This is a genomic window from Streptomyces broussonetiae, from assembly GCF_009796285.1.
GTDB classification, from domain to species: Bacteria; Actinomycetota; Actinomycetes; order Streptomycetales; family Streptomycetaceae; genus Streptomyces; species Streptomyces broussonetiae.
Window position 1 is genome coordinate 4,712,418 of sequence record NZ_CP047020.1, and the last position, 21,563, is coordinate 4,733,980.

Consider the following 21,563-nt stretch of genomic DNA (forward strand, 5'->3'; position numbering starts at 1 on the left):
TGGAACCGCTCCCCCGGTGGCCGGAGAAGAGCGCACGGGCAGGCGCACGGCCACACGCACGGGGGCACGCGGCGACAGGCCGTGCACGGTGCGTACAGGGCCGCACTTCCGTACGGACCACAATCCCGCCATCCGGAACAATGCCCCTTAACGCTTGGGATGCGGCGAACTACGCTGGGTTTACGAATGCCGCGTGGTTATGCCATCGCGGCAGCCGTCTGTGTCGAGGGGTGGCGCATGTCCAGGGAGCAACGCGGGCCGAACGAAAAGCTCGGCGCCGTTCTCGCCCTCGCGGGAATCAGCAACGCAGGGCTCGCGCGACGCGTCAACGACCTTGGCGCTCAACGCGGGTTGACTCTTCGCTACGACAAGACCTCGGTGGCGCGCTGGGTGTCGAAGGGGATGGTGCCGCAGGGCGCGGCACCGCACCTCATCGCCGCCGCCATCGGGCAGAAGCTCGGCCGTCCGGTGCCGCTCCACGAGATCGGCCTGGCGGACGCGGATCCCGCGCCCGAAGTGGGCCTCGCCTTTCCCAGGGACGTAGGACAGGCGGTGAAGTCGGCGACGGAGCTGTACCGCCTCGACTTCGCCGGACGCCGGGCCGGTGCCGGCGGCATCTGGCAGTCGCTCGCCGGATCGTTCGCAGTGAGCGCATACGCAACGCCCGCCTCACGATGGCTGATAACCCCCGCCGACAGCTCGGTCGCGCGTGAGACGGGGTCCGCCGAGGGCTCCGGCGCACCGATCAAAGTCGGCCACAGCGACGTGCAGAAGCTGCGGGAGGCCGCCGAGGACGCCCGCAGGTGGGACTCCAAGTACGGCGGCGGGGACTGGCGTTCGTCGATGGTGCCGGAGTGCCTGCGGGTGGAGGCGGCACCACTGCTGCTCGGCTCCTACTCGGACGAGGTGGGCCGCGCGCTGTTCGGGGCGTCCGCCGAACTCACCCGGCTCGCCGGCTGGATGGCCTTCGACACCGGCCAGCAGGAAGCCGCGCAGCGGTACTACATCCAGGCGCTGCGGCTCGCGCGCGCGGCGGCGGACGTCCCCCTCGGGGGGTACGTCCTCGCCTCGATGTCGTTGCAGGCCACCTACCGCGGCTTCGGTGACGAGGGCGTCGACCTGGCACAGGCGGCCCTGGAGCGCAACCGGGGGCTGGCGACCGCCCGCACGATGAGCTTCTTCCGGCTGGTCGAGGCGCGGGCCCACGCGCGCGCAGGAGACGCGCAGGCGGCGGGTGCGGCGCTGAAGGCCGCGGAGGGGTGGCTCGAGCGGTCCAGGGAAGGCGACAACGATCCGTCCTGGCTTGGTTTCTATGGATACGACCGCTTTGCCGCCGATGCCGCCGAATGCTACCGGGATCTGAAGGCTCCTCGGCAGGTGCGGCGATTCACCGAGCAGGCCCTGTCGAAGCCGACCGAGGAGTTCGTGCGGTCGCACGGGCTGCGGCTGGTCGTCTCGGCCGTCGCCGAGCTGGAGTCGGGGAATCTCGACGCCGCGTGCGAGCAGGGGGTGCGGGCCGTGGAGGTGGCCGGGCGGATCTCGTCGGCCCGGACGACCGAGTACGTGAAGGACCTGCTGCACCGGCTCGAGCCGTACGGGGACGAGCCGAGGGTGGTGGAGCTGAGGGAAAGGGCCAGGCCGCTGCTGATGATGGCTCCCGCCTGAGTGGTGAACACCAGGCACCTGCCGCGTTTGAAGGCATTGTCAGTGGCGCAGTGCACTATCGAGGTGGGAGGTGGTGCAGGTGCCGGTCGGTGCGTACGACTGTGATGTGCTGGTGGTCGGCGGCGGGATCGTCGGGCTGTCGACGGCGTATGCGATCACGCGTGCCGCGCCGGGTACGCGCGTCACGGTGCTGGAAAAGGAGCCGGGACCGGCCCGGCACCAGACGGGGCGCAACAGCGGGGTGATCCACAGCGGGATCTACTACCGCCCGGGCTCGCTCAAGGCGCGGTACGCGGTGCGGGGCGCGGCCGAGATGGTGAAGTTCTGCGCCGAGTACGGCGTCGCGCACGCCGTCACCGGCAAGCTGATCGTCGCCACCGAGCGCGAGGAACTGCCCCGGCTGCACGCGCTCGTGCAGCGCGGGCGGGAGAACGGGATCCCGGTCCGGGAGCTGGGCCCCGCACAGATCACCGAGTACGAGCCGGAGGTCCAGGGGCTCGCCGCCATACACGTGGGGACGACCGGCGTGTGCGACTACGTGGCGGTCGCCCGGCAGCTCGCCCACGCCTCGGGGGCCGAGATCCGGTACGGGGCGCGGGTCGTCCGGGTGGACCGGCGCCCGGAGCGCGGCGTCGCGGTGCTGACCTCGGGCGGGGAGGTCGTACGGGCACGCGTGCTGGTCAACTGCGCCGGGCTGTACTGCGACGAGGTGGCCCGGCTGACCGGGGACGAGCCCGGGGTGCGGATCGTGCCGTTCCGTGGGGAGTACTACGAGCTGGCCCGGCCCGAGCTGGTGCGCGCGCTGGTGTATCCGGTGCCGGATCCGGCGTTCCCGTTCCTCGGGGTGCATCTGACCCGGGGCATCGACGGCGGCGTGCACATCGGCCCGAACGCGGTGCCGGCCCTGGCCCGGGAGGGGTACGGCTGGGGGGTCGTACGGCCGGGCGAGCTGGCCGGGACCATGGCGTGGCCGGGGTCGTGGGCGATCGCCCGGCGGCACTGGAGATACGGGGCGGGCGAGCTGCGGCGCTCGGTGTCCAAGGGGGCGTTCCTGCAGGCCGTGCGCAGGCTGCTGCCCGCGGTGGAGGCCGAGGACCTCGTGCCGGCCCCCGCCGGGGTGCGGGCGCAGGCGGTGCTGCGGGACGGCACGCTGGTGGACGACTTCCTGATCCGCGAGGGCAGCAGGGCGGTGCACGTGCTGAACGCGCCGTCCCCGGCGGCCACGGCTTCGCTGCCGATCGGCAGAGAGGTCGGGCGCCGGGTGCTGGAGCTGCTCGGCTCGGTCGGCTGAGGGCCCTGTCCGGGGGCGCCGTAAAATCGGTAGCACTGTGTCTGACTCGCTGAACACCCCCGAAGCCCCCGCCCCGGCCGTCCCCCACGCACCCGGTGTGTCCGTCCGGCGCACCCGGGCCAAGGGGGAGCCGCGCTTTCCTGACGGGCCCAAGGCCGATCCCGCCGGGTCGCACTTCGAGCGGCGGATCCGCAGCTTTCAGCCGCGGCGCAGCCGGGTGACGGCCGGGCAGGCCGACGCCCTGCAGCGGCTGTGGCCCGAATGGGGACTGGACATCGACGGACAGCAGGTCATCGACCTCGGCGAGCTGTTCGGCAACGACAGGCCCGTCGTGCTGGAGATCGGTTTCGGCATGGGCGAGGCCACCGCGCAGATGGCCGCCGCCGCTCCGGACACCAACATCCTCGCCGTCGATGTGCACACCCCGGGGCAGGGCAACCTGCTGAGCCTCGCGGACCAGGGCGGGCTGTCCAACGTCCGGGTGGCCAACGGGGACGCGATCATCCTGCTCAGGGAGATGCTCACACCCGACTCGCTCGACGGGCTGCGCGTGTACTTCCCGGACCCCTGGCCCAAGAAGCGGCACCACAAGCGGCGGCTCATCCAGCCGGAGTTCCTGACCCTCGCCGCCACCCGGCTGCGGCCCGGCGCGCTCGTGCACTGCGCGACCGACTGGGAGCCGTACGCCGAGCAGATGCTCGAGGTGCTCACCGCGCATCCCGACTTCGAGAACACGCAGGCGGACGGCGGTTTCGCCGCACGCCCCGAGTCCCGGCCGCTGACCCGTTTCGAGGGCCAGGGGCTGGACAAGGGACATGTGGTGAACGACCTGCTGTTCCGACGCGTACCGCACCCGAACGCCTAGTCCACAGCCGACCCGGTCCTCGGGTCCGGTAATCCGCTCCAGCCCCTCGTCCCGCCACCGTTAGGGTCGATGCCGTGGCCACCAGTTCTCCGTATCCGACGTATCCACCCAGCCCCGGCGGCGGTGCGCTCCGCCATCCGCACTGGTGGCAGCGCAGGGCGGTGCGGTACGGGGCACTGATCACGCTGCTTGCGCTGTCCGGGCTGGTCATCCTCGCGCTGGTGCGCAGGCAGACCGGCACCGAGGGGTTCTTCGTGGGGCTCGGGCTGGCCGTGCTGCCCGTGCCCTGGCTCATAGCCGCCTTCCGCTGGCTGGACCGGGTGGCACCCGGCCCCTGGCGGAATCTGGTCTTCGCCTTCGCCTGGGGGGCCTGCGCGGCGGCGCTGATCGCCATCGTCGCCAACAGCTTCGCCACCAAGTGGATAGCCACCGCCACGGCCGATCCGGCCAGTGCCGACACCCTCGGTGCCACCGTGATAGCGCCGATCGTCGAGGAGTCCGCCAAGGCCGCGGCCGTCCTGCTGGTCTTCCTCTTCCGCAGACGTGACTTCACCGGGATCGTGGACGGGATGGTGATCGCCGGGATCACCGCCACCGGCTTCGCGTTCACCGAGAACATCCTCTACCTCGGCACGGCCTTCGGTGCCGACCAGCTCAGCGGCGACCGCGGCATCGCCTCCGTCACCGCCGCCACCTTCTTCGTGCGCATCGTGATGTCGCCGTTCGCGCACCCCCTGTTCACCACCATGACCGGCCTGGGCTTCGGCCTCTCGGCGTTCTCCGCGCAGCGGCAGCGCGCGCGGCGGGTGCTGCTGCCGCTGTCCGGGCTGCTGCTCGCGATGAGCATGCACGCCCTGTGGAACGGCTCCTCGACCTTCGGCGAGTTCGGGTTCTTCGCCGTCTACGGCTGCTTCATGGTGCCCGTGTTCGGGCTGCTGACCTGGCTGGCCGTCCTCACACGGCAGCGGGAACTGCGCACCGTGCGCACGGAACTGCCCGCATATGTGCTGGCCGGGTGGCTGGGGCCGGCCGAGCCGTTCGCACTGGGCTCGATGCGGGCGCGGCGCGCGGCCCGGGACTACGCCCGGCACCACGGCGGCACACCGGTGGCGCGGGAGGTGGCGCACTACGAGGCGTACGCCACGGCGCTCGCGCTGCTGCGGCACCGGGGGCGCAGGGGCAAGGCCGGGGCGGACTTCGTCGTACGGGAGCGGGAGCTGCTGGACGAGCTGTGGAAGCGGAGGGCTGCCGCGCGGTCGGCCCTGGAATACGCCGCGCGGGCGGCTGCTCCGGCACCGATGCCGATGCCGATGCAGTGGGCGCCGCAGTTCGGGTATCCGGCGGCGCCCTATGCCGCGTACAACCCCTATCGGTCGTAGACCTGGGGATTGCGCAGGGTTCGTCGCCGCAGGAATCCGCCGTCGTGGCCGAGCACCGTGACAAAGGAAACCGCTACGCGGACGCGTCCGTCAGCTTCGCGATCTCCTCCTGCGTCAGCTTCAGGTCCGCCACCCCGAGCAGCGCAGGCAGCTGTTCGACCGTGCGGGCCGAGGCGATCGGGGCCGTGATCGTCGGCTGGGCCGCGAGCCAGGCCAGGGCGACGGTGGCGTGCGGGACCCGGTGGGCGGCGGCGATCTCGTCCAGGGCCGCGAGGACCTTCTGGCCCCGCTCGGACCCGGCGTACTCCTGGGCCCGGCCGGCGCGGGCGCTGTCGACCGTCGTACCGGGGCGGTACTTGCCGGTCAGGAAACCCGCGGCGAGGGAGAAGTACGGCACCGCGGACAGGCCCTCCTTGGCGACCAGGTCCTGGAGCGGGCCCTCGTAGGTGTCGCGCGAGACCAGGTTGTAGTGCGGCTGGAGGGCGACGTAGCGGGCAAGGCCCTCGCGCTCGGAGAAGTCGAGGGACTCCTTCAGCCGCTCGGGGGTGATGTTGGAGGCGGCGATGTGCCGGACCTTGCCCGCCTTCACCAGTTCGTCGAGGGCGCCGATGATCTCCTCGACCGGGACCTCGGGCTTGTCGAAGTGGGTGTAGTAGAGGTCGATGTAGTCGGTGTCCAGGCGGCGCAGGGAGGCGTCGGCGGCGGCCTTGATGTTGGCCGCGGACAGGCCCTGGAACTGCGGGTGCTGGCTGACCTTGGTGGCGATGACGACGTCGGAGCGGTTGCCGCGGGCCTTGACCCACTTGCCGATGATCGTCTCGGACTCGCCGCCCTGGTTGCCCTCGATCCAGGCGGTGTAGGAGTCGGCGGTGTCGACGAAGTTGCCGCCCGCCGCGGTGTAGGCGTCGAGGACGGCGAAGGAGGTCTCCTCGTCGGCGGTCCAGCCGAAGACGTTGCCGCCGAGGGAGAGGGGGAAGACCTCGAGGTCGGAAGAGCCGAGTGTGCGCAGGGAAGTCATGCCTCATTCCAACGCCGGCGGCGGATGATCTCATTCCGCCGCCGGCGCCGGTTTCCCGCGTTTCACCCGGATGTCACGCTCAGGGGTTGAGGCCCTTGCCGCGCAGCCACGGCGCCGGGTCGACCGCGCTGGCCTGGCCGTTCGGGTGCACCTCGAGGTGCAGGTGCGGGCCGGTGACGTTGCCGGTGGCGCCGATACGGCCGATGACGTCACCGGTGGAGACCTTCTGGCCGACCGAGACGTTGATCGAGGACTGGTGGCAGAACCACAGCTCGGTGCCGTCGTCCAGGGTGAGGACGGTGCGGTAGCCGTAGGCGCCGGCCCAGCCGGCCTGGGTGATCGTGCCACCGTGGATGGCCTTGATGAGGGTGCCGGTGGGGGCGGCGAAGTCGAGGCCCGTGTGGTAGCCGGAGGACCACATGGCGCCGGGCTGACCGAAGGTGCCGGTGATCGTGTACGAGACGACGGGCAGCGTGTACTGCTTGGCCAGCTCGGCCAGACGCTTGGCCTCCTCGGCCTGCTTGGCGTCGGCCTGCGCCTTGTCCTTGGCGGCCGCGGCCTTGGCGGCGGCGTCCTTCTCCGCCTTGGCGGCCGCGTCGGCGGTCTGCCTGTCGGCGGCGGCGATCGCGGCGGCGGTGGCCTTGCTGTCGGCCTTGCTCTGCTGCTGCTCGGCCTGCGCCATGATCCGGTTGCGCAGCGCCTCGCCGGCGCCGCCGCTCTTGCTGCTGTCGGTGCTCACACCGACGTCGCTGAGCCCGGTGCCGGTGGACTTGGGCGCCGTGGAGGACCCGCCGCCGAAGAGGTGGCCGACGGAGTCCAGGTCGGGCAGGGAGATGGAGACCGGCGGCTTGCCGGTGTGGGCGCTGGCCATGCCGCCCGCGCCGACCGCGGCCATGACGCCGACGCCGAGGACGGTGGAGCTGCGGGCGAAGCCGCCGCGCTGCTTGGCGACGCGGTGCCGGCCGCGGACCTGGGTGACGGAGTCCTCGGTGGGGTTCCACTCCTCCCAAGGGCCCTCTTCGGCGCGGTAGGAGCCGTAACCGAAGGTCTCGGGCTCGTCGGACGCCGGTATGAACGGGGCTTCGGGGGCAGGCCGGTTGGACGCCACGCGGGCGTACTCCTTTCCTTCCGTCGCCTACCGGGTTAGCTGACGGGTTCGGAGCAGGAAGGTCTCCTACGCGCGTATACCGGGCGTGACTCCGTGAGTTCACGTCGGTGTCCGCGTGATTCACCCCAAGGTGGTGGTTCCCCGGTTCCCTTGCGGGATTCGGCGCGTGCGCACGGAGCCGTCTCTTGTGACGGCTGGGACGACCGCGCTGCGTTATCGAACGTTAATAGACCTGACAGGCACTTTCCAAGCCGTTCGGCTTGATCGTTAACGCTTTCCGGCCAGGACTTACCGTCCAGGACCACAGCAAACCGGACGAGTTGGCCGACGTTCAGGAGCATCGGCGTTTTTGATGGTGTCTCAGATGTTATGCGGACGGCGGTCGTCCGGTCACCGTCGGTGAAGGTGATCACGGGTGGGGTGCGGCGCGTCAGGGATGCCGGACGGCGAGCAGCGCCATGTCGTCCGTCATCCCGCCGCCGGAGTGCCCCCGCACCTCCTCGGCGAGCCGGGCGACCAGGGCTGCGGGCCCGGAGAAGACGCGCCCGGCGAGCCGTCGTTCGGGGTCGTAGAACCGGCCGTGGGCGTCCCGGGCCTCGGACAGGCCGTCGGTGTGGACCAGCAGGGTCGCCCCACCCGGGAAGCGCTCCTCCAGGGCCTGATCCGGCCACATCCCCAGGTCGCTCATGCCGAGCGGCAGCGCGGGCTCGGGGGCGCTCAGGGTGCGCAGGGTGCCGTCGGAGTGCAGCAGCAGCGGGGGCGGATGACCGCGGTTGACGATCCGTACCAGCCCGTCGCCGTGCGGGAGTTCGGCAAGGACGGCGGTGGTGAAGCCCTCGAAGGCGTCGATGCCCGCACGCCGGGTGCCCTCGCGGGTCAGTGCCCGCTCCAGCCGCAGCGCCACCGCCTCCAGCGTGGCCTCCTGCTCGGCGGCCTCCCGGAACGCGCCGATCACCACGGCGACGGCGGCGACCGCGCCCATGCCCTTGCCGCGCACGTCCCCGACGATCAGCCGGACCCCGTGCGGGCTGTCCTGCACCGCGTACAGATCACCGCCGATGAACGCGTCCTGCCGGGCCGCCTCGTAGCAGGCGGCGATCTCGAAGCCGCCGATCCGCTCGGCGGGCTCCGGCAGCACGGCCCGCTGGGCGGCCTCGGCGATCTCCCGGGCGGAGGCGAGCCGCCGGTCGCCGAGGCGGACCACGCGGTTGATGGCGACGGCCAGCAGGGCGACCGAGACCACGGTGACGACGTCCGTGACGATGCCCACGGCGGGATGCTCGCCGCTGTGGGCGCGCACCGCGTACATCGCGGCGACGGCCGCGCCGCCGGTCAGAAGGGTGGTGCGCAGCGAGGACAGGGGTGCGGCGATCAGCGGGGCGGCGGTGAAGAACGGAACGGCGGTGAACTCGCTCGGGGTGAGCAGGCCGTACAGGACCCCGAGGGCGATCAGCAGGGCGGGCAGGGCGCGGGCCAGGGAGCGCGGGCTCGGACGGCGCGACGGCGGCGCGGGAGCGGTCTCGTCACCGAGGCCCGGATCGGGCACGGGATCCCCGGGCAACCGGCCCCCCGCCCTGGCGCACCGGCTCTCCTCCACCTCTCCAGGACCCACCGCGCGTCTCCCACGTGTCCGACATGCGTCCAGCGTGGCGGCGGCGGGCCCGCCGGGCGACCTCGGTGACCCGAGCGGATGAAGCGACGGCCCCGTCCGGCACCCCCGGAGCAACCGATGTGCAAGCAGTCCTTCGCATGACGTACACTGGTGACACAACGACGCGGGGTGGAGCAGCTCGGTAGCTCGCTGGGCTCATAACCCAGAGGTCGCAGGTTCAAATCCTGTCCCCGCTACTGAAGACTCAGGGCCCGGAATCCACTGGATTCCGGGCCCTGAGTCGTTGTGCGGGACAGTCACCGCACCAGATGGCTGTTGGGCGCCTTGGCCTGCGACTCGTACTCCGGCAGGACGACCACCTCGGCACCCCCCTTCACCAGCACCCCGCTCCCGTCGGCCGCGTCCACGAAGGTGTCCGGCTCGCGCCAGGCCGTGACCACCCGCCGCACCCCCGCCCGGAGAATCAGCTCGGAGCACGGCGCGGGCCGCGAGGCCCGGCGGGCGCAGGGCTCGAGGCTGCTGTACACCGTGGCACCGGCCAGCCGCGGATCCGCCGGATCGACCTTGGCCAGCGCGGCCTCCTCCGCATGGACCACGGGGTCGCCGCCCTCGCGCGAGTGGCCGCGCGCCAGCTCCGTGCCGTCGGCGGCGACCACCACCGCGCCGACACTGAACGCCGTCCCGGAGGGCGGGCACAGCGCGGCCAGTGCGCAGGCGGCGCCCAGCCAGTGGCGGTCTGCGGCGACGGGGGCGGGGCCGGTGCCGGGGGCGGTGGGCTCGTAGCGCATGAGGACGACGTCCTCGATCCGGCGGGTTTCGACGAGGCACAGCCGGCCTGCCTGGTACGTCCCCGGTCCGAACAGGCGGGGGGCGTCCGTGTCACCGACGAGGAGCGGGGCGAGGACCAGCTGGAGTTCGTCGGCGAGGCCCTGCTGGAGCAGCTGGGTGTGGACCGTACCGCCGCCCTCGACCATCAGGCGCCGCACACCACGCACGACCCGGAGGTGCTCGAGGAGCACCCGCCAGTCGAGGGCGGGGCCGAGCGGTACGACGTCCGCGCTGTCGCCGAGGAGACGGGCGGCGCGCTCGGCGCCCCGGTCGGTCGTGTAGACGAGCTTGTCGCCGCCGGTGTGCCAGAACTTCGCGGCCGGGTCGAGGTCGCCGGAGGCGGTGACCGTCACCTTCAGCGGGTACTCCGGCATGCCCTGCCCGACCCGGGCCGCACGGCGCTCGGCGGAGTTGACCAGCAACCGCGGGTTGTCGGCGCGGATCGTGCCGGCGCCGACCAGGATGGCGTCGGACTCGGCCCGTACCGCGTCGACCCGGTCGAAGTCGGCCGGGCTGGAGAGCAGCAGGCGCTCGGGGCCGGTGTCGTCCAGGTAGCCGTCGAGAGAGACGGCGGCGGACAGCAGCACATACGGGTACGACATCGGCGCGCTCTCCCTGCGGGGGTATCGCTTCAAGTTTGAAACAAACCTACACTGGCTGTATGACGACCCGCTGGCTCAGCCCCGAGGAGCAGCGCGCGTGGCGCGCCTACATCGCCGCGACCCACCTTCTGGAGGACGCGATGGACCGGCAGCTCCAGCAGGACGCCGGCATGCCCCACCTTTTCTACTCGGTGCTGGCCAACCTCTCCGAGGCGCCCGACCGCCGGCTGCGCATGACCGATCTCGCCGAGACGGTGAAGATCACGCGCAGCAGGCTGACGTACGCGGTGTCCCGGCTGGAGCGGGACGGGCTGGTGCGCCGGGAGGACTGCGACTGGGACAAGCGCAGCAGCATCGCCGTGCTGACGGACGAGGGGATGGCCGTGCTGGAGCGTGCGGCACCCGGGCATGTCGAGACCGTGCGGGCCACCCTCTTCGACCGGCTGACGCCCGCGCAGGTGCGGCAGCTGGAGGAGATCTTCACGGGCGTCGCGCACGGACTGCAGGGCGACGACACCGGCTCAGGGGCGGACGACGTGCCGTGGCGCCGCCGCTCGTCGTGTCCGTCGTCCGCGCCGCCCGCGTCCTCGTGAGTCGCACCCGAAACAATTGCTTTAACTTTGAAGCATGGGGTAGGGTCCCCGCGTACCGCTGCTTCAAATATGAAGCAACTGTTCTCGGAGGGACCCGCATGCCCGACACCCCCGCCGCCACGCCGCGCGCCCGCGTCCGGGTACCGCTGTGCTTCCACGACGGCTACAGCGTCGACGCCGAACTCGTCACGTTCCACGGCCTGGCCGACGGCCAGGAGCATGTCGCCGTCGTCCTCGGCGACCCGGCCCCCGGCTCCGTCCCGCTGGTGCGGCTGCACTCCGAGTGCCTCACCGGCGACGTCTTCGGCTCGGCCCGCTGCGACTGCGGTCCCCAGCTGCGCGAGGCGGTCGAGCGCATCGCCGACCGCGGCGGCGTCCTGCTCTACCTCCGCCAGGAGGGCCGCGGCATCGGCCTCTACAACAAGCTCGACGCGTACGCCCTCCAGGACCAGGGCCTCGACACGTACGAGGCGAACGCCGCGCTCGGCCTGCCGGAGGACGCCCGCGACTACACCGCCGCCGCCCAGATGCTCGCCGCCCTCGGCATCGAGGAGCTGGACCTGCTGTCCAACAACCCCGACAAGGCCGAGCAGTTGCGCGCGCTGGGGGTCGTCGTACGGGACCGGGTGCCGACCGGCGTCTTCACCACCGCCCACAACGTCCGCTACCTGCGCGCAAAGGTCCTGCAGACCCAGCACACGCTGCCGCTGGCCGAGTTGACGGACCTCGCGGGGCGCAACGCGGGCTGACGTCACGGCCGGCGGCGGCCCGGCAGGCGGAGGGCCGGCAGGACCGACAGGGTCAGCAGGGCCGCCGCCACGGCGTAGGCGAGGCGGAAACCCGCCGGGTCCTGGCCCGTCGTGCCCAGGACCACCGAGAGCAGCGCCGTGCCCACCGACGCCCCGAGCTGGGAGTTGATGCTGAGCGCGGTGCTCGCCGCGGGCATCCGGTCCGTCGGCAGCTCCCGGGCCGCGGTCGTCATCGTCGGCATCAGCACCATGCCGGTGCCGGCCCCCATCACCATGGCCGAGGCGACGAGCCGCCAGGCCGCCACCTGGGGCACGCCCGTCTGCCAGGCCAGCAGCGCCATCCCGAGGGCGGCCAGCGCGATACCGGCCGGGATCAGCCGGCGCGGGGCCGTCCTGTCGGCCCACCGCGCCGCGAACTGCATCGCCGTACCGACGACGAGCCCGGTCGGAGCGCCCAGCAGCCCGGCCGCGGTCGCGCTCAGGCCCCGCTCCTGCTGCCAGTACAGCGGGCCGAGCAGCATCGAGCCGAAGTAGCCGCAGGTGAACAGGGCGAGCGTGGTGACGCTCGCGGCGAAGGTGCGGTCGCGCAGGAGCCGTAGGTCCAGGAGCGGTTCGCGCGCGGTCAGCGCCCGGCGGACGAAGGCGGCCGTCAGGGCGGCGCCCGCAAGGGTGGGCAGCAGGGCGCCGGGGGCAACGAAGTCGCCGCGCTCGCCGCCCCGGGCCAGGCCGTAGAGCAGCAGGGCGAGACCCGGCGAGAGCATCAGCAGGCCGGGCACGTCCAGGCGGGCGGCGGCGCGCGTCCCGGCGTCCGGTACGTCGCGCGGCAGCAGCCGTACGGCGAGCGCAAGGGCGAGCAGACCCACCGGCAGGTTCACCAGGAAGATCCACCGCCAGGAGGCGGCGTCGACCAGCCGGCCGCCCAGCACCGGCCCGACAACCGGTCCGACCAGGATCGGCAGCCCGCCCACAGCCATCGCGCGGCCGAGTCGGCGCCGGTCGGCGACCCGCATCACCATCGTCATCCCGACCGGCTGCAGCAGTCCGCCGCCCAGCCCCTGCACCGCGCGGAAGGCGATGAGGCTGCCCGCGTCCCAGGCGCAGGCGGCGAGCAGGGAGCCGAGCGTGAACAGGACGAGCGCGGTCGTGTAGGTGCGCTTGGCGCCGATCCGGGCCATCGCCCAGGCGGCGACCGGGATGACGGCGGCGAGCGCGAGCGTGTACGCGGTGGCGGTCCACTGGACGGTCTCCAGCGGAGCACCGAAGGACTCCGACAGTGAGCGCATCGCGACGTTCACGATCGTCATGTCGAGCACGGCCATCGTCGCGCCGATGACGGTGACGGCGAGCGCGCGCCGCAGGACGGTGGCCGGATCGGTGGGGTCCGGCCCCGGGCGCACGGGGGCCGTGACGGGCACGGTCGCAGGCATGCCTCCCGCCGCCCTCAGCCCGCGTAGGGGCGCTCGGCCCGCGCTGCTCGCAACGCCCGTGCCCACCAGGCGAGTTGACCGAGCATGCCCTTGGCGGCGCCCGCGCAGACGTCGGCGTCGCGCGGGCGGCCGTCCTCGGCGATGCCGGACCAGGGCCCGTGCAGGCTGACCGAGTCGCGCACGGTCATGGCGTGCAGTTCGGCGAAGACCAGCCGGAGCTGCTCGACCGCGCGCAGCCCGCCGCCGAGACCGCCGTACGACACGAAGCCGACGGGCTTGGCCTGCCACTGGGTGTAGTGCCAGTCGATGAAGTTCTTCAGGGCTGCCGGGAAGCTGTGGTTGTACTCGGGGGTGACGACGACGAATGCGTCGGCGGTGGCGAGCCGGGGCGAGACGTCCTGCAGGACGGCTGCGGTCCCGGGGTCCGGCCTGCCGCCCCAGCCGGGCAGCACGAGCGGCAGGTCCACCGTGGCGAGGTCGATGACGTCGAGGACGAGGCCCGGGTCGCCGGCGACGGTCCCGAGGAACCAGTCGGCGACGGCCCGGCCCTGGCGCCCCTCCCGGACACTGCCGACGACGACGGCGACGCGCAGCGGCGCTTCGCGGCTCTCCGGTGCTCCATCGGTCTCGTTGCCGGTGACGGCTTCCTTGCCGGTGACAGACACAGGTGTCCCCCATCTCCTCATGGTCGGCCGCCCGGTGCGACCTCCCGTGCAGCAAGGTACAACGCTCGTTGTAAAAATTACAACGAGCGTTGTAGGTCGGTTAGAGTGGCCGGGCAGGGGAGCAGGAGAGGAGGCGGGTGTGAGCGGAACGAACGAGTCGCCACCGGAACGGGCGCGACGCGAGGTCTCACCGCGCAAGCTGGAGAAACAGATCGCCATCGCCAGCGCGTCCTGTACGGTCTTCGGCCGCGAGGGCTACGCGCGCGCCCCGGTCGACGCGCTCGCCGCCGAGGCCGGCGTCTCCACACGCACGCTCTACAACCACTTCCCCGGCGGCAAGGCACAGCTCTTCCAGACCGTGGTGACCTGGACGTCCGGCGAGGTCCGCGACGCCCAACTGGCCCGGCTGCGCGAGGTGCTGGACCCTGAGCGGCCGCCGCACGCCGAGGACCTGGAGCGCGACCTGGTCGCCCTGGCCCGCGCGTTCGTCGGCCTCATGACCGACTACCCGAACCACTTCGCCCTCGTCCGGCACATCCACGCCGAGGCCGACCATGTGCCGCCGGAGGTCCTCAAGGCCTGGCACGAGGCGGGCCCGGCGCCGGTCGGCCGGGCGGTCGCCGAGGCGATGGCGCGTCTCGCGGACGCCGGCCTGCTCGACGCGCACGGCGATCCGGCCATGGCCGCCGCCCACTTCACGGCCCTGACCGCGCACACGATCGTCCAGCTCACCCACTACGGCGTCCTGCCCCTGCCGCCGGCGGAGACGGACCGCCTGGTCAGGAGCGGGGTCGCGGCGTTCCTGCGGGCCTACGGACGGACGGGCACCGGACCCACCGGCTGAGCGTCGGCACGCCGAGCGTCTTCCCGAGCGGCGCACCGAACCGACAGGACCTGGGCGGGAGACGTGCGCCGGGGCACAGCACGCCCACGCCGCCCGTCCGGGGTCCGGGCACGCGGCGCCCGGACCCCGCGCTTGAGCGAAAGCCGGAGAGCAGCCCGGTGCGGGTAGCTCCTGGCGCAGTACTCTCCCCTGAGTGGTTTGGCCGGAAGTACCCCGGACGGGAGCCGTAGTCCATCGTGAGACGCAATGACCAACGGCGTGCCCGGCTCGTCGACGCCGCGATCGAGGTGCTGGCCAGGGAGGGAGCGCGCGGGCTCACCTTCCGGGCGGTGGACGCCGAGGCCGCCGTCCCCACCGGCACGGCGTCCAACTACTTCGCCAACCGCGATGACCTGCTCACCCAGGCCGGCGCCCGTGTCTACGAGCGGCTCCGGCCGGACGAGGCCACGATCGCGCGCCAGCGCACGGCCGGCCGCGACCGCGAGACGTACGCGGAGCTGATGCGTGAACTCGTCGGCCGGGTCTCCGCCTTCCGCACCGGCTGTCTCGCGCTGCTGGAACTCCGCCTGGAGGCCACCCGCCGCCCGGGACTGCGCACGGTGCTCACCGAGCGGGTCCGCGCCGACCTCGCCGCCAACGTCGCCTACCACGAGTCCTCCGGCCTCCCCGGCGACGCCACGGCCGTAAAACTGCTCTACCTGTCACTGAACTGGCTGATCCTCGAACAGCTCACCCTGCCGGACGTCCTGTCCGAGACGGAACGGGACGAGCTGGTCAGGGCCGCGGTCGAACGGCTCGTGTCCCCCGAGCGGACCAACTCGCCCTATATTCACGGAATGTAATTTCCCGTCCACTCGGATTTTCGCTCATTGATATATCTGACCCGGCCGCACCACTTTCCGGTTACAAGAACACCCGAATGCCCGACACCCCCGCCTCCCGAGGGACTCGTTAGGCGGTCGTGACACGCACCGAAAGGCATACGGCCAGGGATCTTCACACAAGTATCACGTTTCGGATGGAATCCAACGAAGGCGAGGTGTTCATCGACGGCTGTTCGGATCTTCTCGACGATTTCCTGAGGAAGATCACCCAGTTGGAGAGCGAGTACCTGCGGGCGATGGTGGGGCTGTAGGACTTATCCGATGGACAGTATTCACAATGAAGACATCTTCGGTGCCACCGAGTTCAGCACGCTCGAGATACAGTGGGATCCTGCCGAGGAGCTGGCCCAGATGCTCTCCAGCGCCGCTGCCGCGCACCCCGATCCGAGCCCGCCGCACGGACGGTCCAGCCATCGCAGAAACCGGCGAAAACACCACGCGGAATCCCGCTGGACGCGCGACAACCAGCGAGGCACGCACGTCACGATCTTGATCGCGACCATCTCGGTGTGCGCGGTCTGCATGTTGGGCTGGTCCTTTTCCTATTCTTATGCCCAGCTCCGCGCCACCGCGTCCTCCGTATTGCCGATGAGACTGGCACAGTGGTGGCCGCTGACGGTGTACGGGCCGTGGCTCGTGGCGGCCCTGTCCATTCTGCGGGCCACCGTACAGAGCAGGAGCGCGCGAAGATCCTGGTGCGTTCTGCTGGGCGCCTCGGCGATGTCGGTCGCCCTGTGCGTCAGCCACTCATCACATTCGCTGCTTTCCCTGATCATCTTTGGGATTCCGCCGATCACCGCACTGGTGTGTTTCTGGGAGATCGTCGGCCAGGTCTCGTCGAAGGTGGTCAGGCCCCGGCACGCCGCGCAGGACCGGCGTGGCGGCGCCAAGCCCCAAGGGCCGTACGACGCCGCGTGAATCGCCGTCGCACCCGGGCCCGGGTGCCGCAGGCACGCGGCGAGGACGAAGCGGCGCCCGGCCGGCCGAAGCCGGGCCGGGCGCCGCTCACGGCGCCCGGCCCGAGCGCGGCGCCCACCAGAAGGCCGGCGCCGGGAATGTCGAGTTCCTCAAGGGCACCACCGAGGCCATCCCCCTCACGGCGCACACCCTCGACGTCGTCGTCCCCAACTGCTTGATCGACCTGTCCGTCGGCAAGCCCGCCGTCTTCGCAGACGACCGCGCCCGAAAACGAGTCAGCGCCCGAGCCGACCGAAGCCGACCCGAGCGCTGCGCAGCAGGTCAGAGGGGGTAATCCCTCCCCTGCAGCCGTAGGCCCTGTGGGACTCGAACCCACAACCAATGGATTAAAAGTCCTGGCCAAGGCTTGCCGGGTGGTTCCGGGCCGTGCGTCGGAGTCCGGAAGTACCTGGTCAGGGCATCTCCAGAATGATTGCCAGTCTGTCCCATGTCGGCTCGTGCCGCACCGTCCGCTCACGCATCGCTCACGCAAAAGTGCCCGCTGACCAGTACGTTCAGTACCGATGTGAGCGCTGCTGCAGCGGCTACCACGGCCACCAGGCGAAGCCCCTCTCGATCGGCTACCGGAACGGTGCCTCGAAGCCAAAGCCCCGTCCGTCGCAGCGACTGACGGAGCCTTCGGCCTGCACGTGGCCACAGTCGAGAGCCGACCTGCGCCAGCATCTGCCCTGATTTACGACCGATCAGGGCAGCTACCGCCAGCCGTCAAGGGAGATCTCCGGACCACCCGTGAGATATCGGCGGAGGGCGCTCGCCGTGGTTTCCACGAACGCCTCCGGGATAGCCTCAGCGCTGACCCAGCAGACCTGGGTGTGCTTGCTCGGTTCTCGGTTCTCGGGCTCGCCCGTCCATTCGTGGGCGGCGAAGACGACGGTGAGGAAGCCATTGGGGGCTTCGACACCCCAGGCACCGTGGATGATGTGGGCGACCTTCAGGGAGTGCGGCTTCACGGTTAGGCCGGTTTCCTCGTACAGCTCGCGTACGGCGGTCTCTGTGATGGGCTCGCCGGGTTCGCTTTTGCCGACGGGGAGGTCCCACATGCCCTGTGCGAACTTGGCGTTCTGGCTGCGTTGGAGGAGGACGACGCGGTTGGTGGCCTTGTCGTGGACGATGACTGCGGCAACGAGGAGGGTCATGGATTCGACCGCTCTCACCTCGTCCTCTCGTATGTCGCGTCCAGGTACTCCTTCACCGGGCCCGCAAGTTCCTTGTAGAACGGCGTGCGGTCGGCAGCCTGGAGAACCCGGGCGCAGATGGTCAGTTCTGCCACACGTGCGGCTGGGGTGTCGAGGATGTGGCCGAGGGTCTGGCGGACACGGGCGGCCGTGGCGGGGGTGTGGAGGGAGTAGAGGTAGAACTGGGCGGCGTCGAAGCCGACCGGGGCTTGTCCCCAGCCTTCCCAGTCCAGGATGGTGAGGTCGGGACCGGCGAGGTTTGACCAGTGGAAATCGCCATGGGCTGTGGACCACTCGATCTGACCGATATCGCAGCCTGTGTATTCGGGGATGGCCCGGCGGATGTACTCCTCGCGTACGGCGATGCGTTCGGTGGGGACTTCGGCAAGGCAGTCGAGTGCGGTCCGCAGCTTCGTCCACCATGTCTTGGGGAGGGCCGGGTCGTGTTCGAGGACCGGTGAGCGGGAGATGACGGTGGCGTCCGTGTGCTGATACAGCTCGGCTCGGTACGCCCAGCCGGCGGCCTGCCAGTCGTGGACGTCATGGAGGACAGGGCGGGGGATCGCGGGAGGAAGCAGTTCCTGGGCGGTCTTCGGGTCGTCCCAGAGTTTCCCGTGCGCCTTGTCGGGGGGCTCCGCGACGACGCGGAGCCAGCCGGTGCCTTGCGCGCTGGTCACGGCGCCGGAGAGGGTCCGGCCGGCGTAGCCCCAGATGGGTTCCTCGGCGAGGTCGGTCAAGGCGAGAGCGGTGCACGCAGAGATCCTGGCGTTACGCATGCGCTGGGCGGTGGCGTCGTCAGGCGCCGAGAACATCGATCACCTCGTGCAGGGTCTTGTCCGGGAGCGGAGGTAAAGCAAGGACGCGCTGGGCGGCCTCCCAGTGTTGCGCGTTCCCGGACCCCAGGAGGACGTGATTCACCCCTGGGGTGTACGCGGTGACACGCAGGGCGGCCTCGGCCGGGGTGGTGCCTGGGTCGATGAGTCGGGCGAGTTCGTCCGTGACCATGGTGGGGAGTTCTCCGCCATGCAGGGGGGCGGAAATGAACGTGTCCAGGCCGGCTGCGGTTGCCTCAGCCAGGGGGCCGGTGCCCTCCAGGGCCTGGGCGACCGGTTTGAGCATGACCAGTGAGACGGGGAGCTGGATGGCGGACAGATGATGGCCGCGGCCTCCGCAGTGGGTGGCGATTTTGAGGAGGTCGGCGACGCTGAGCGCGCCGTCGAAGCCGGTCCAGGTGGCGACGCCGTAGCCTCCGATCCGTCCGGCGCGGGCCTCGGCTTCGAGGGCGGTGAAGGCGCTGGGGTTCCGCCGTGTCCTCGCCACGACCGACCTGCCCCCCATCACCCTGCGGGACCTGCGCCACGTGGCCGCGACGCTCACGCACGGAGGCGGCGGCGACATCCACACGGTGAAGGAGACCCTCCGGCACTCCACCATCACGCTGACCTCGGACACGTACACGAGCCTGCTCCCGGAGCTCGACCGCGAAATCGCTGAGAAGGCAGCGAAGCTGATCCCGCGGTCTCGTCCGGCAGCCGCCGAACCGTCCGCCCCGGCAGCGTTCGATCCGCAGGCCACCGGCACATCCGCCCAGGCATCACACGGGGATTGAAGTCCCGGCCCGAAAAGCAGCGACCGGGCGTGGAGCCGCGTCACTCACTCGGCCTGGGATCACCCCACTCCTCTTCCTCCTCCATGTAACGGATGCCCTCATGGGACAGTGAGACGGTGGCGGGCGTCTTGTGCGACGTCCACTCGACGGTGATCAGGCCCTCGTCGGCCAGGTAGGCGCAGGCTGCGGACAGGTCGTCGTCGGGCAGCCGGAGCGCCTCGCGCAGTGCCGCCCCGCTGACCTCAGGTCGGTTGCGTTCCATGGCTCCGTAGAGTTGCCGGAGGACGGCCTTGCGGTAGGTCTTGCGTTCACGGAGTGTCGTCATGGCTGGCGCTCTCAGGCTGGTATCCGAGGCTGCTGATGCCGACAGGCAGTCGGCCTTGCGGCCTCGCTCAGAGCCTCCGCCGCCCGGGTGCCCCGCCGCGCAGCCCCTCATGCGGCTTGCCCTGGCTGTATGCGGGCGTCCCGGCGATTCCCGGCGACGCCGATGCTCGCGGTGATGGGGAGTAGCGTGGTCAGAAGCGAGGCGGATCCCGTGTTCGCACCGGATCCCGGACAGGTGGTCCTCCATGACCGGCTCCGACACATCCCCTGGTTCCAGGCACCTGCCGAGCGGTGTGCACCATGCCGTGCGGCCGGGGAGTGCACTGCTCCGGCTGGAGACGACGGCATCGCGCGAAGGCGTCCTCGACGGGGCGTGGTGGCCACGGTCGCGCGACATCGGTGCCGAGCTGCCCGCGCTGCTGAGCGCCCTCACCGAGCACCTGGGCCCCCTGACCCGCGTCGGGCTGGATGCCACGGCCTGGGAGGGGCTCCCGAACCGGATCGTCGTCGGCGACCACGTGGTACACGTGGACTCCTTCCCGGTGGGTGACGACACGGTCCTGATCACCCGGGGCGACCGGGACCTCTTCTCGCTGCTGGTGGTCCCACCGGACACGCCGCCCGAGGCCGCCCGCGCGGCGATGGCACAGGCCGTCCTGGCCGGCAACGTCAGCGAGGCGGAGCAGATCCTCATCGACACGGGAAGCGGGCAGAGGCCGTCCGGCTGACCCCTGTCGTGGCCGGTGGTGCGGTCAGCCGCGCCACTCCACCAGGAGCAGCGTCGCGTCGTCCGTCGTGTGGCCGCCCCGCGCCCGCTTGAGGGTGTGCGACAGGGAGCGCGCCACCGCCCGGACCCCGCGACCGGTCCTCTCCAGCCGGTTCACCCAGTCGATCAGCTGGTCCTCACCGAACTGCTCCTCACCCACGGCGTGTTCCTCGATCAGTCCGTCCGTGAAGCAGAGGACGCGGTCTCCGCGCTCCAGGTCCAGCTCGCCGACCTCTGGCTCCGCGCCGCCCATGCCGACCGGGAGGGTCGTGGGGACGTCCAGCCGACACATGACGCGGTGATCGCGCACGAGTATCGGTGGCGGGTGTCCCGCATTGACCCAGTGCATCCGCCCCGTGGCCGTGTCCAGCCGCATCATCTGGGCGGTGACGAAGTGGTCCGGGCCGAACTGGTGTACCACGGCGACGTCCATGGCGGCGTAGATCTCCGACAGGCCGGTGCCGAGGCGGCGGGCGTGACGGTAGGCGCCGATGGCCACGGTGGCCATGGTGGCCGCGCCCAGGCCGTGCCCCATCGCGTCGATCATGGCCACGTGGAGGATGTCACCGTTGAGCGCGTAGTCGAAGCTGTCCCCCGCCACGTCGTAGGCGGGCTCCAGGATCCCGGCCACGGCGACCCGCGGCATGACCATGGCCAGAGGCGGCAGCAGGGACCACTGGATCTCGGCGGCGACGCTCATCGGCTCACCGCGGCGGGTGGAGAAGAACAGGTCGGAGTAGCCGTGCTTGGTCACCAGCAGGTCGGCAACCAGGCCGGAGAGCCTGGCCAGCAGCCGCCGGTCGTCGTCATCGACCCGGTCCAGCGTCACGGCCATGACGCCCACCTGGTCGCCGCCGTCCAGCAGCGGCAGGTGGACCCGTACGCCGTCGGCCTCGGGCACCTCGACGGGCTGGGCATCGAGAAAGCACCAGCCCGCGACGGAAGCGTCGATGTCCTGCGGATCCCCGCCCGTGAGGCCCTCACCGCGCAGAGGTACGAGCAGCAACTGGCCGTAGTCCTGGAGCAGCACCTGCGGACGGCGGCCGCCGAGCCGCTCCACCACGTCGGCGACCAGCGGTCCGATGAGGTGGGGCGGGAGCTCGTGCGCCCGGTCGAGAACCGCCCCCAGAAGCGCTTCCCCGAAGCTCTCGGAGCGGTCCGTGCCCGGTTCGGCCGTCATC

At 71.2% G+C, this 21,563-nt stretch carries 21 protein-coding genes, 2 tRNA genes, 2 pseudogenes and 1 riboswitch; of the genes and pseudogenes, 13 read left to right on the top strand and 12 right to left on the bottom strand.

From position 1 onward, the window contains the following. Nucleotides 1-237 precede the first annotated feature (237 nt). The 4 genes from GQF42_RS21795 to GQF42_RS21810 all read left to right on the top strand — a co-directional run bounded on the left by GQF42_RS21795 (nt 238) and on the right by GQF42_RS21810 (nt 5,200). Nucleotides 238-1,665, top strand: coding sequence for an MFS transporter (locus GQF42_RS21795; protein WP_158922417.1), 1,428 nt, complete (start codon nt 238-240; stop codon nt 1,663-1,665). A gap of 70 nt (nt 1,666-1,735) precedes the next feature. Next, nucleotides 1,736-2,956 carry an L-2-hydroxyglutarate oxidase gene (gene lhgO / locus GQF42_RS21800; RefSeq protein ID WP_158922419.1) on the top strand — a complete coding sequence of 407 codons (1,221 nt, stop codon included), beginning with the start codon at nt 1,736-1,738 and terminating at the stop codon, nt 2,954-2,956. 37 nt (nt 2,957-2,993) lie between these two features. Next, the gene (gene trmB, locus GQF42_RS21805; protein ID WP_199272752.1) at nt 2,994-3,821 is read left to right on the top strand and encodes a tRNA (guanosine(46)-N7)-methyltransferase TrmB; all 828 of its coding nucleotides are present in this window, start codon (nt 2,994-2,996) and stop codon (nt 3,819-3,821) included. A gap of 74 nt (nt 3,822-3,895) precedes the next feature. Then, nucleotides 3,896-5,200 carry a PrsW family intramembrane metalloprotease gene (locus tag GQF42_RS21810; RefSeq protein WP_158922421.1) on the top strand — a complete coding sequence of 435 codons (1,305 nt, stop codon included), beginning with the start codon at nt 3,896-3,898 and terminating at the stop codon, nt 5,198-5,200. A 73-nt stretch (nt 5,201-5,273) separates the two neighbouring features. Here GQF42_RS21810 and GQF42_RS21815 read toward each other — a convergent pair whose 3' ends face one another. The 3 genes from GQF42_RS21815 to GQF42_RS21825 form a co-directional block, all read right to left on the bottom strand. After that, a complete protein-coding gene (locus tag GQF42_RS21815; protein ID WP_158922423.1) occupies nt 5,274-6,218 on the bottom strand; it encodes an aldo/keto reductase in 945 nt (314 codons plus the stop codon). A 79-nt stretch (nt 6,219-6,297) separates the two neighbouring features. Next, nucleotides 6,298-7,326 carry a M23 family metallopeptidase gene (locus GQF42_RS21820; protein WP_158922425.1) on the bottom strand — a complete coding sequence of 343 codons (1,029 nt, stop codon included), beginning with the start codon at nt 7,324-7,326 and terminating at the stop codon, nt 6,298-6,300. A 9-nt stretch (nt 7,327-7,335) separates the two neighbouring features. Continuing rightward, nucleotides 7,336-7,501: riboswitch (cyclic di-AMP (ydaO/yuaA leader) on the bottom strand. 255 nt (nt 7,502-7,756) lie between these two features. Further along, complete coding sequence (locus tag GQF42_RS21825) at nt 7,757-8,938, bottom strand: PP2C family protein-serine/threonine phosphatase (protein ID WP_158922427.1); 1,182 nt, start codon at nt 8,936-8,938, stop codon at nt 7,757-7,759. 162 nt (nt 8,939-9,100) lie between these two features. Between GQF42_RS21825 and GQF42_RS21830 the strand changes: the two genes are divergently transcribed. Next, nucleotides 9,101-9,174 (top strand) — tRNA-Met (locus tag GQF42_RS21830). Between the two features lie 60 nt (nt 9,175-9,234). Here the strand turns inward: GQF42_RS21830 and GQF42_RS21835 are convergent. After that, the gene (locus GQF42_RS21835) at nt 9,235-10,368 is read right to left on the bottom strand and encodes a dihydrofolate reductase family protein (protein ID WP_158922430.1); all 1,134 of its coding nucleotides are present in this window, start codon (nt 10,366-10,368) and stop codon (nt 9,235-9,237) included. Nucleotides 10,369-10,427: 59 nt separating this feature from the next. On the opposite strand from GQF42_RS21835, the gene GQF42_RS21840 reads away from it, so the two are divergent. Together GQF42_RS21840 and GQF42_RS21845 are read left to right on the top strand one after the other, a co-directional pair. Next, nucleotides 10,428-10,961, top strand: a complete 534-nt coding sequence (locus tag GQF42_RS21840) for a MarR family winged helix-turn-helix transcriptional regulator (RefSeq protein WP_158922432.1) — start codon at nt 10,428-10,430, stop codon at nt 10,959-10,961. 98 nt (nt 10,962-11,059) lie between these two features. Continuing rightward, entirely contained in the window at nt 11,060-11,710 is a 651-nt protein-coding gene (locus tag GQF42_RS21845; protein ID WP_158922434.1) for a GTP cyclohydrolase II, read from the top strand. A gap of 2 nt (nt 11,711-11,712) precedes the next feature. Here GQF42_RS21845 and GQF42_RS21850 read toward each other — a convergent pair whose 3' ends face one another. Both GQF42_RS21850 and GQF42_RS21855 read right to left on the bottom strand, forming a co-directional pair. Further along, complete coding sequence (locus GQF42_RS21850) at nt 11,713-13,137, bottom strand: DHA2 family efflux MFS transporter permease subunit (RefSeq protein ID WP_158922436.1); 1,425 nt, start codon at nt 13,135-13,137, stop codon at nt 11,713-11,715. Between the two features lie 14 nt (nt 13,138-13,151). Further along, complete coding sequence (locus GQF42_RS21855; protein WP_375990685.1) at nt 13,152-13,802, bottom strand: NADPH-dependent FMN reductase; 651 nt, start codon at nt 13,800-13,802, stop codon at nt 13,152-13,154. A 139-nt stretch (nt 13,803-13,941) separates the two neighbouring features. Here GQF42_RS21855 and GQF42_RS21860 point away from each other — a divergent pair, with 139 nt between their 5' ends. The 4 genes and pseudogenes from GQF42_RS21860 to GQF42_RS46000 form a co-directional block, all read left to right on the top strand. Further along, entirely contained in the window at nt 13,942-14,646 is a 705-nt protein-coding gene (locus GQF42_RS21860) for a TetR/AcrR family transcriptional regulator (protein WP_158922440.1), read from the top strand. Nucleotides 14,647-14,879: 233 nt separating this feature from the next. Further along, entirely contained in the window at nt 14,880-15,488 is a 609-nt protein-coding gene (locus tag GQF42_RS21865) for a TetR/AcrR family transcriptional regulator (RefSeq protein ID WP_158930418.1), read from the top strand. 303 nt (nt 15,489-15,791) lie between these two features. Next, a complete protein-coding gene (locus GQF42_RS21870) occupies nt 15,792-16,448 on the top strand; it encodes a DUF2637 domain-containing protein (RefSeq protein ID WP_158922442.1) in 657 nt (218 codons plus the stop codon). Between the two features lie 118 nt (nt 16,449-16,566). After that, nucleotides 16,567-16,704: pseudogene (locus GQF42_RS46000) on the top strand (arsenite S-adenosylmethyltransferase); the annotation flags it as partial. 96 nt (nt 16,705-16,800) lie between these two features. Here the strand turns inward: GQF42_RS46000 and GQF42_RS21875 are convergent. From GQF42_RS21875 to GQF42_RS21890, 4 genes are all read right to left on the bottom strand, one after another. After that, nucleotides 16,801-16,874, bottom strand: a tRNA-Lys gene (locus tag GQF42_RS21875). A gap of 326 nt (nt 16,875-17,200) precedes the next feature. Next, nucleotides 17,201-17,644, bottom strand: a complete 444-nt coding sequence (locus GQF42_RS21880; RefSeq protein WP_158922444.1) for an NUDIX domain-containing protein — start codon at nt 17,642-17,644, stop codon at nt 17,201-17,203. A gap of 14 nt (nt 17,645-17,658) precedes the next feature. Beyond that, complete coding sequence (locus tag GQF42_RS21885; RefSeq protein WP_158922446.1) at nt 17,659-18,495, bottom strand: hypothetical protein; 837 nt, start codon at nt 18,493-18,495, stop codon at nt 17,659-17,661. Beyond that, a complete protein-coding gene (locus GQF42_RS21890) occupies nt 18,479-19,003 on the bottom strand; it encodes an aldo-keto reductase family protein (RefSeq protein ID WP_199272753.1) in 525 nt (174 codons plus the stop codon). The genes GQF42_RS21885 and GQF42_RS21890 overlap by 17 nt, the downstream gene beginning before the upstream one ends. On the opposite strand from GQF42_RS21890, the pseudogene GQF42_RS21895 reads away from it, so the two are divergent. Then, nucleotides 18,984-19,292 (top strand): annotated as a pseudogene (locus tag GQF42_RS21895) (site-specific integrase); the annotation flags it as partial. The gene GQF42_RS21890 and the pseudogene GQF42_RS21895 sit on opposite strands and share 20 nt — an antisense overlap. A 40-nt stretch (nt 19,293-19,332) precedes the next feature. Here GQF42_RS21895 and GQF42_RS21900 read toward each other — a convergent pair. Then, nucleotides 19,333-19,617, bottom strand: a complete 285-nt coding sequence (locus tag GQF42_RS21900; RefSeq protein ID WP_158922448.1) for a hypothetical protein — start codon at nt 19,615-19,617, stop codon at nt 19,333-19,335. 244 nt (nt 19,618-19,861) lie between these two features. Between GQF42_RS21900 and GQF42_RS21905 the strand changes: the two genes are divergently transcribed. Beyond that, on the top strand, nt 19,862-20,344 hold the full coding sequence (locus tag GQF42_RS21905) for a DUF5994 family protein (protein ID WP_158922450.1): 483 nt from the start codon (nt 19,862-19,864) through the stop codon (nt 20,342-20,344). 24 nt (nt 20,345-20,368) lie between these two features. On the opposite strand, the gene GQF42_RS21910 is transcribed toward GQF42_RS21905, so the two are convergent. After that, nucleotides 20,369-21,562, bottom strand: coding sequence for a PP2C family protein-serine/threonine phosphatase (locus GQF42_RS21910; RefSeq protein WP_158930420.1), 1,194 nt, complete (start codon nt 21,560-21,562; stop codon nt 20,369-20,371). Nucleotide 21,563 lies beyond the last annotated feature (1 nt).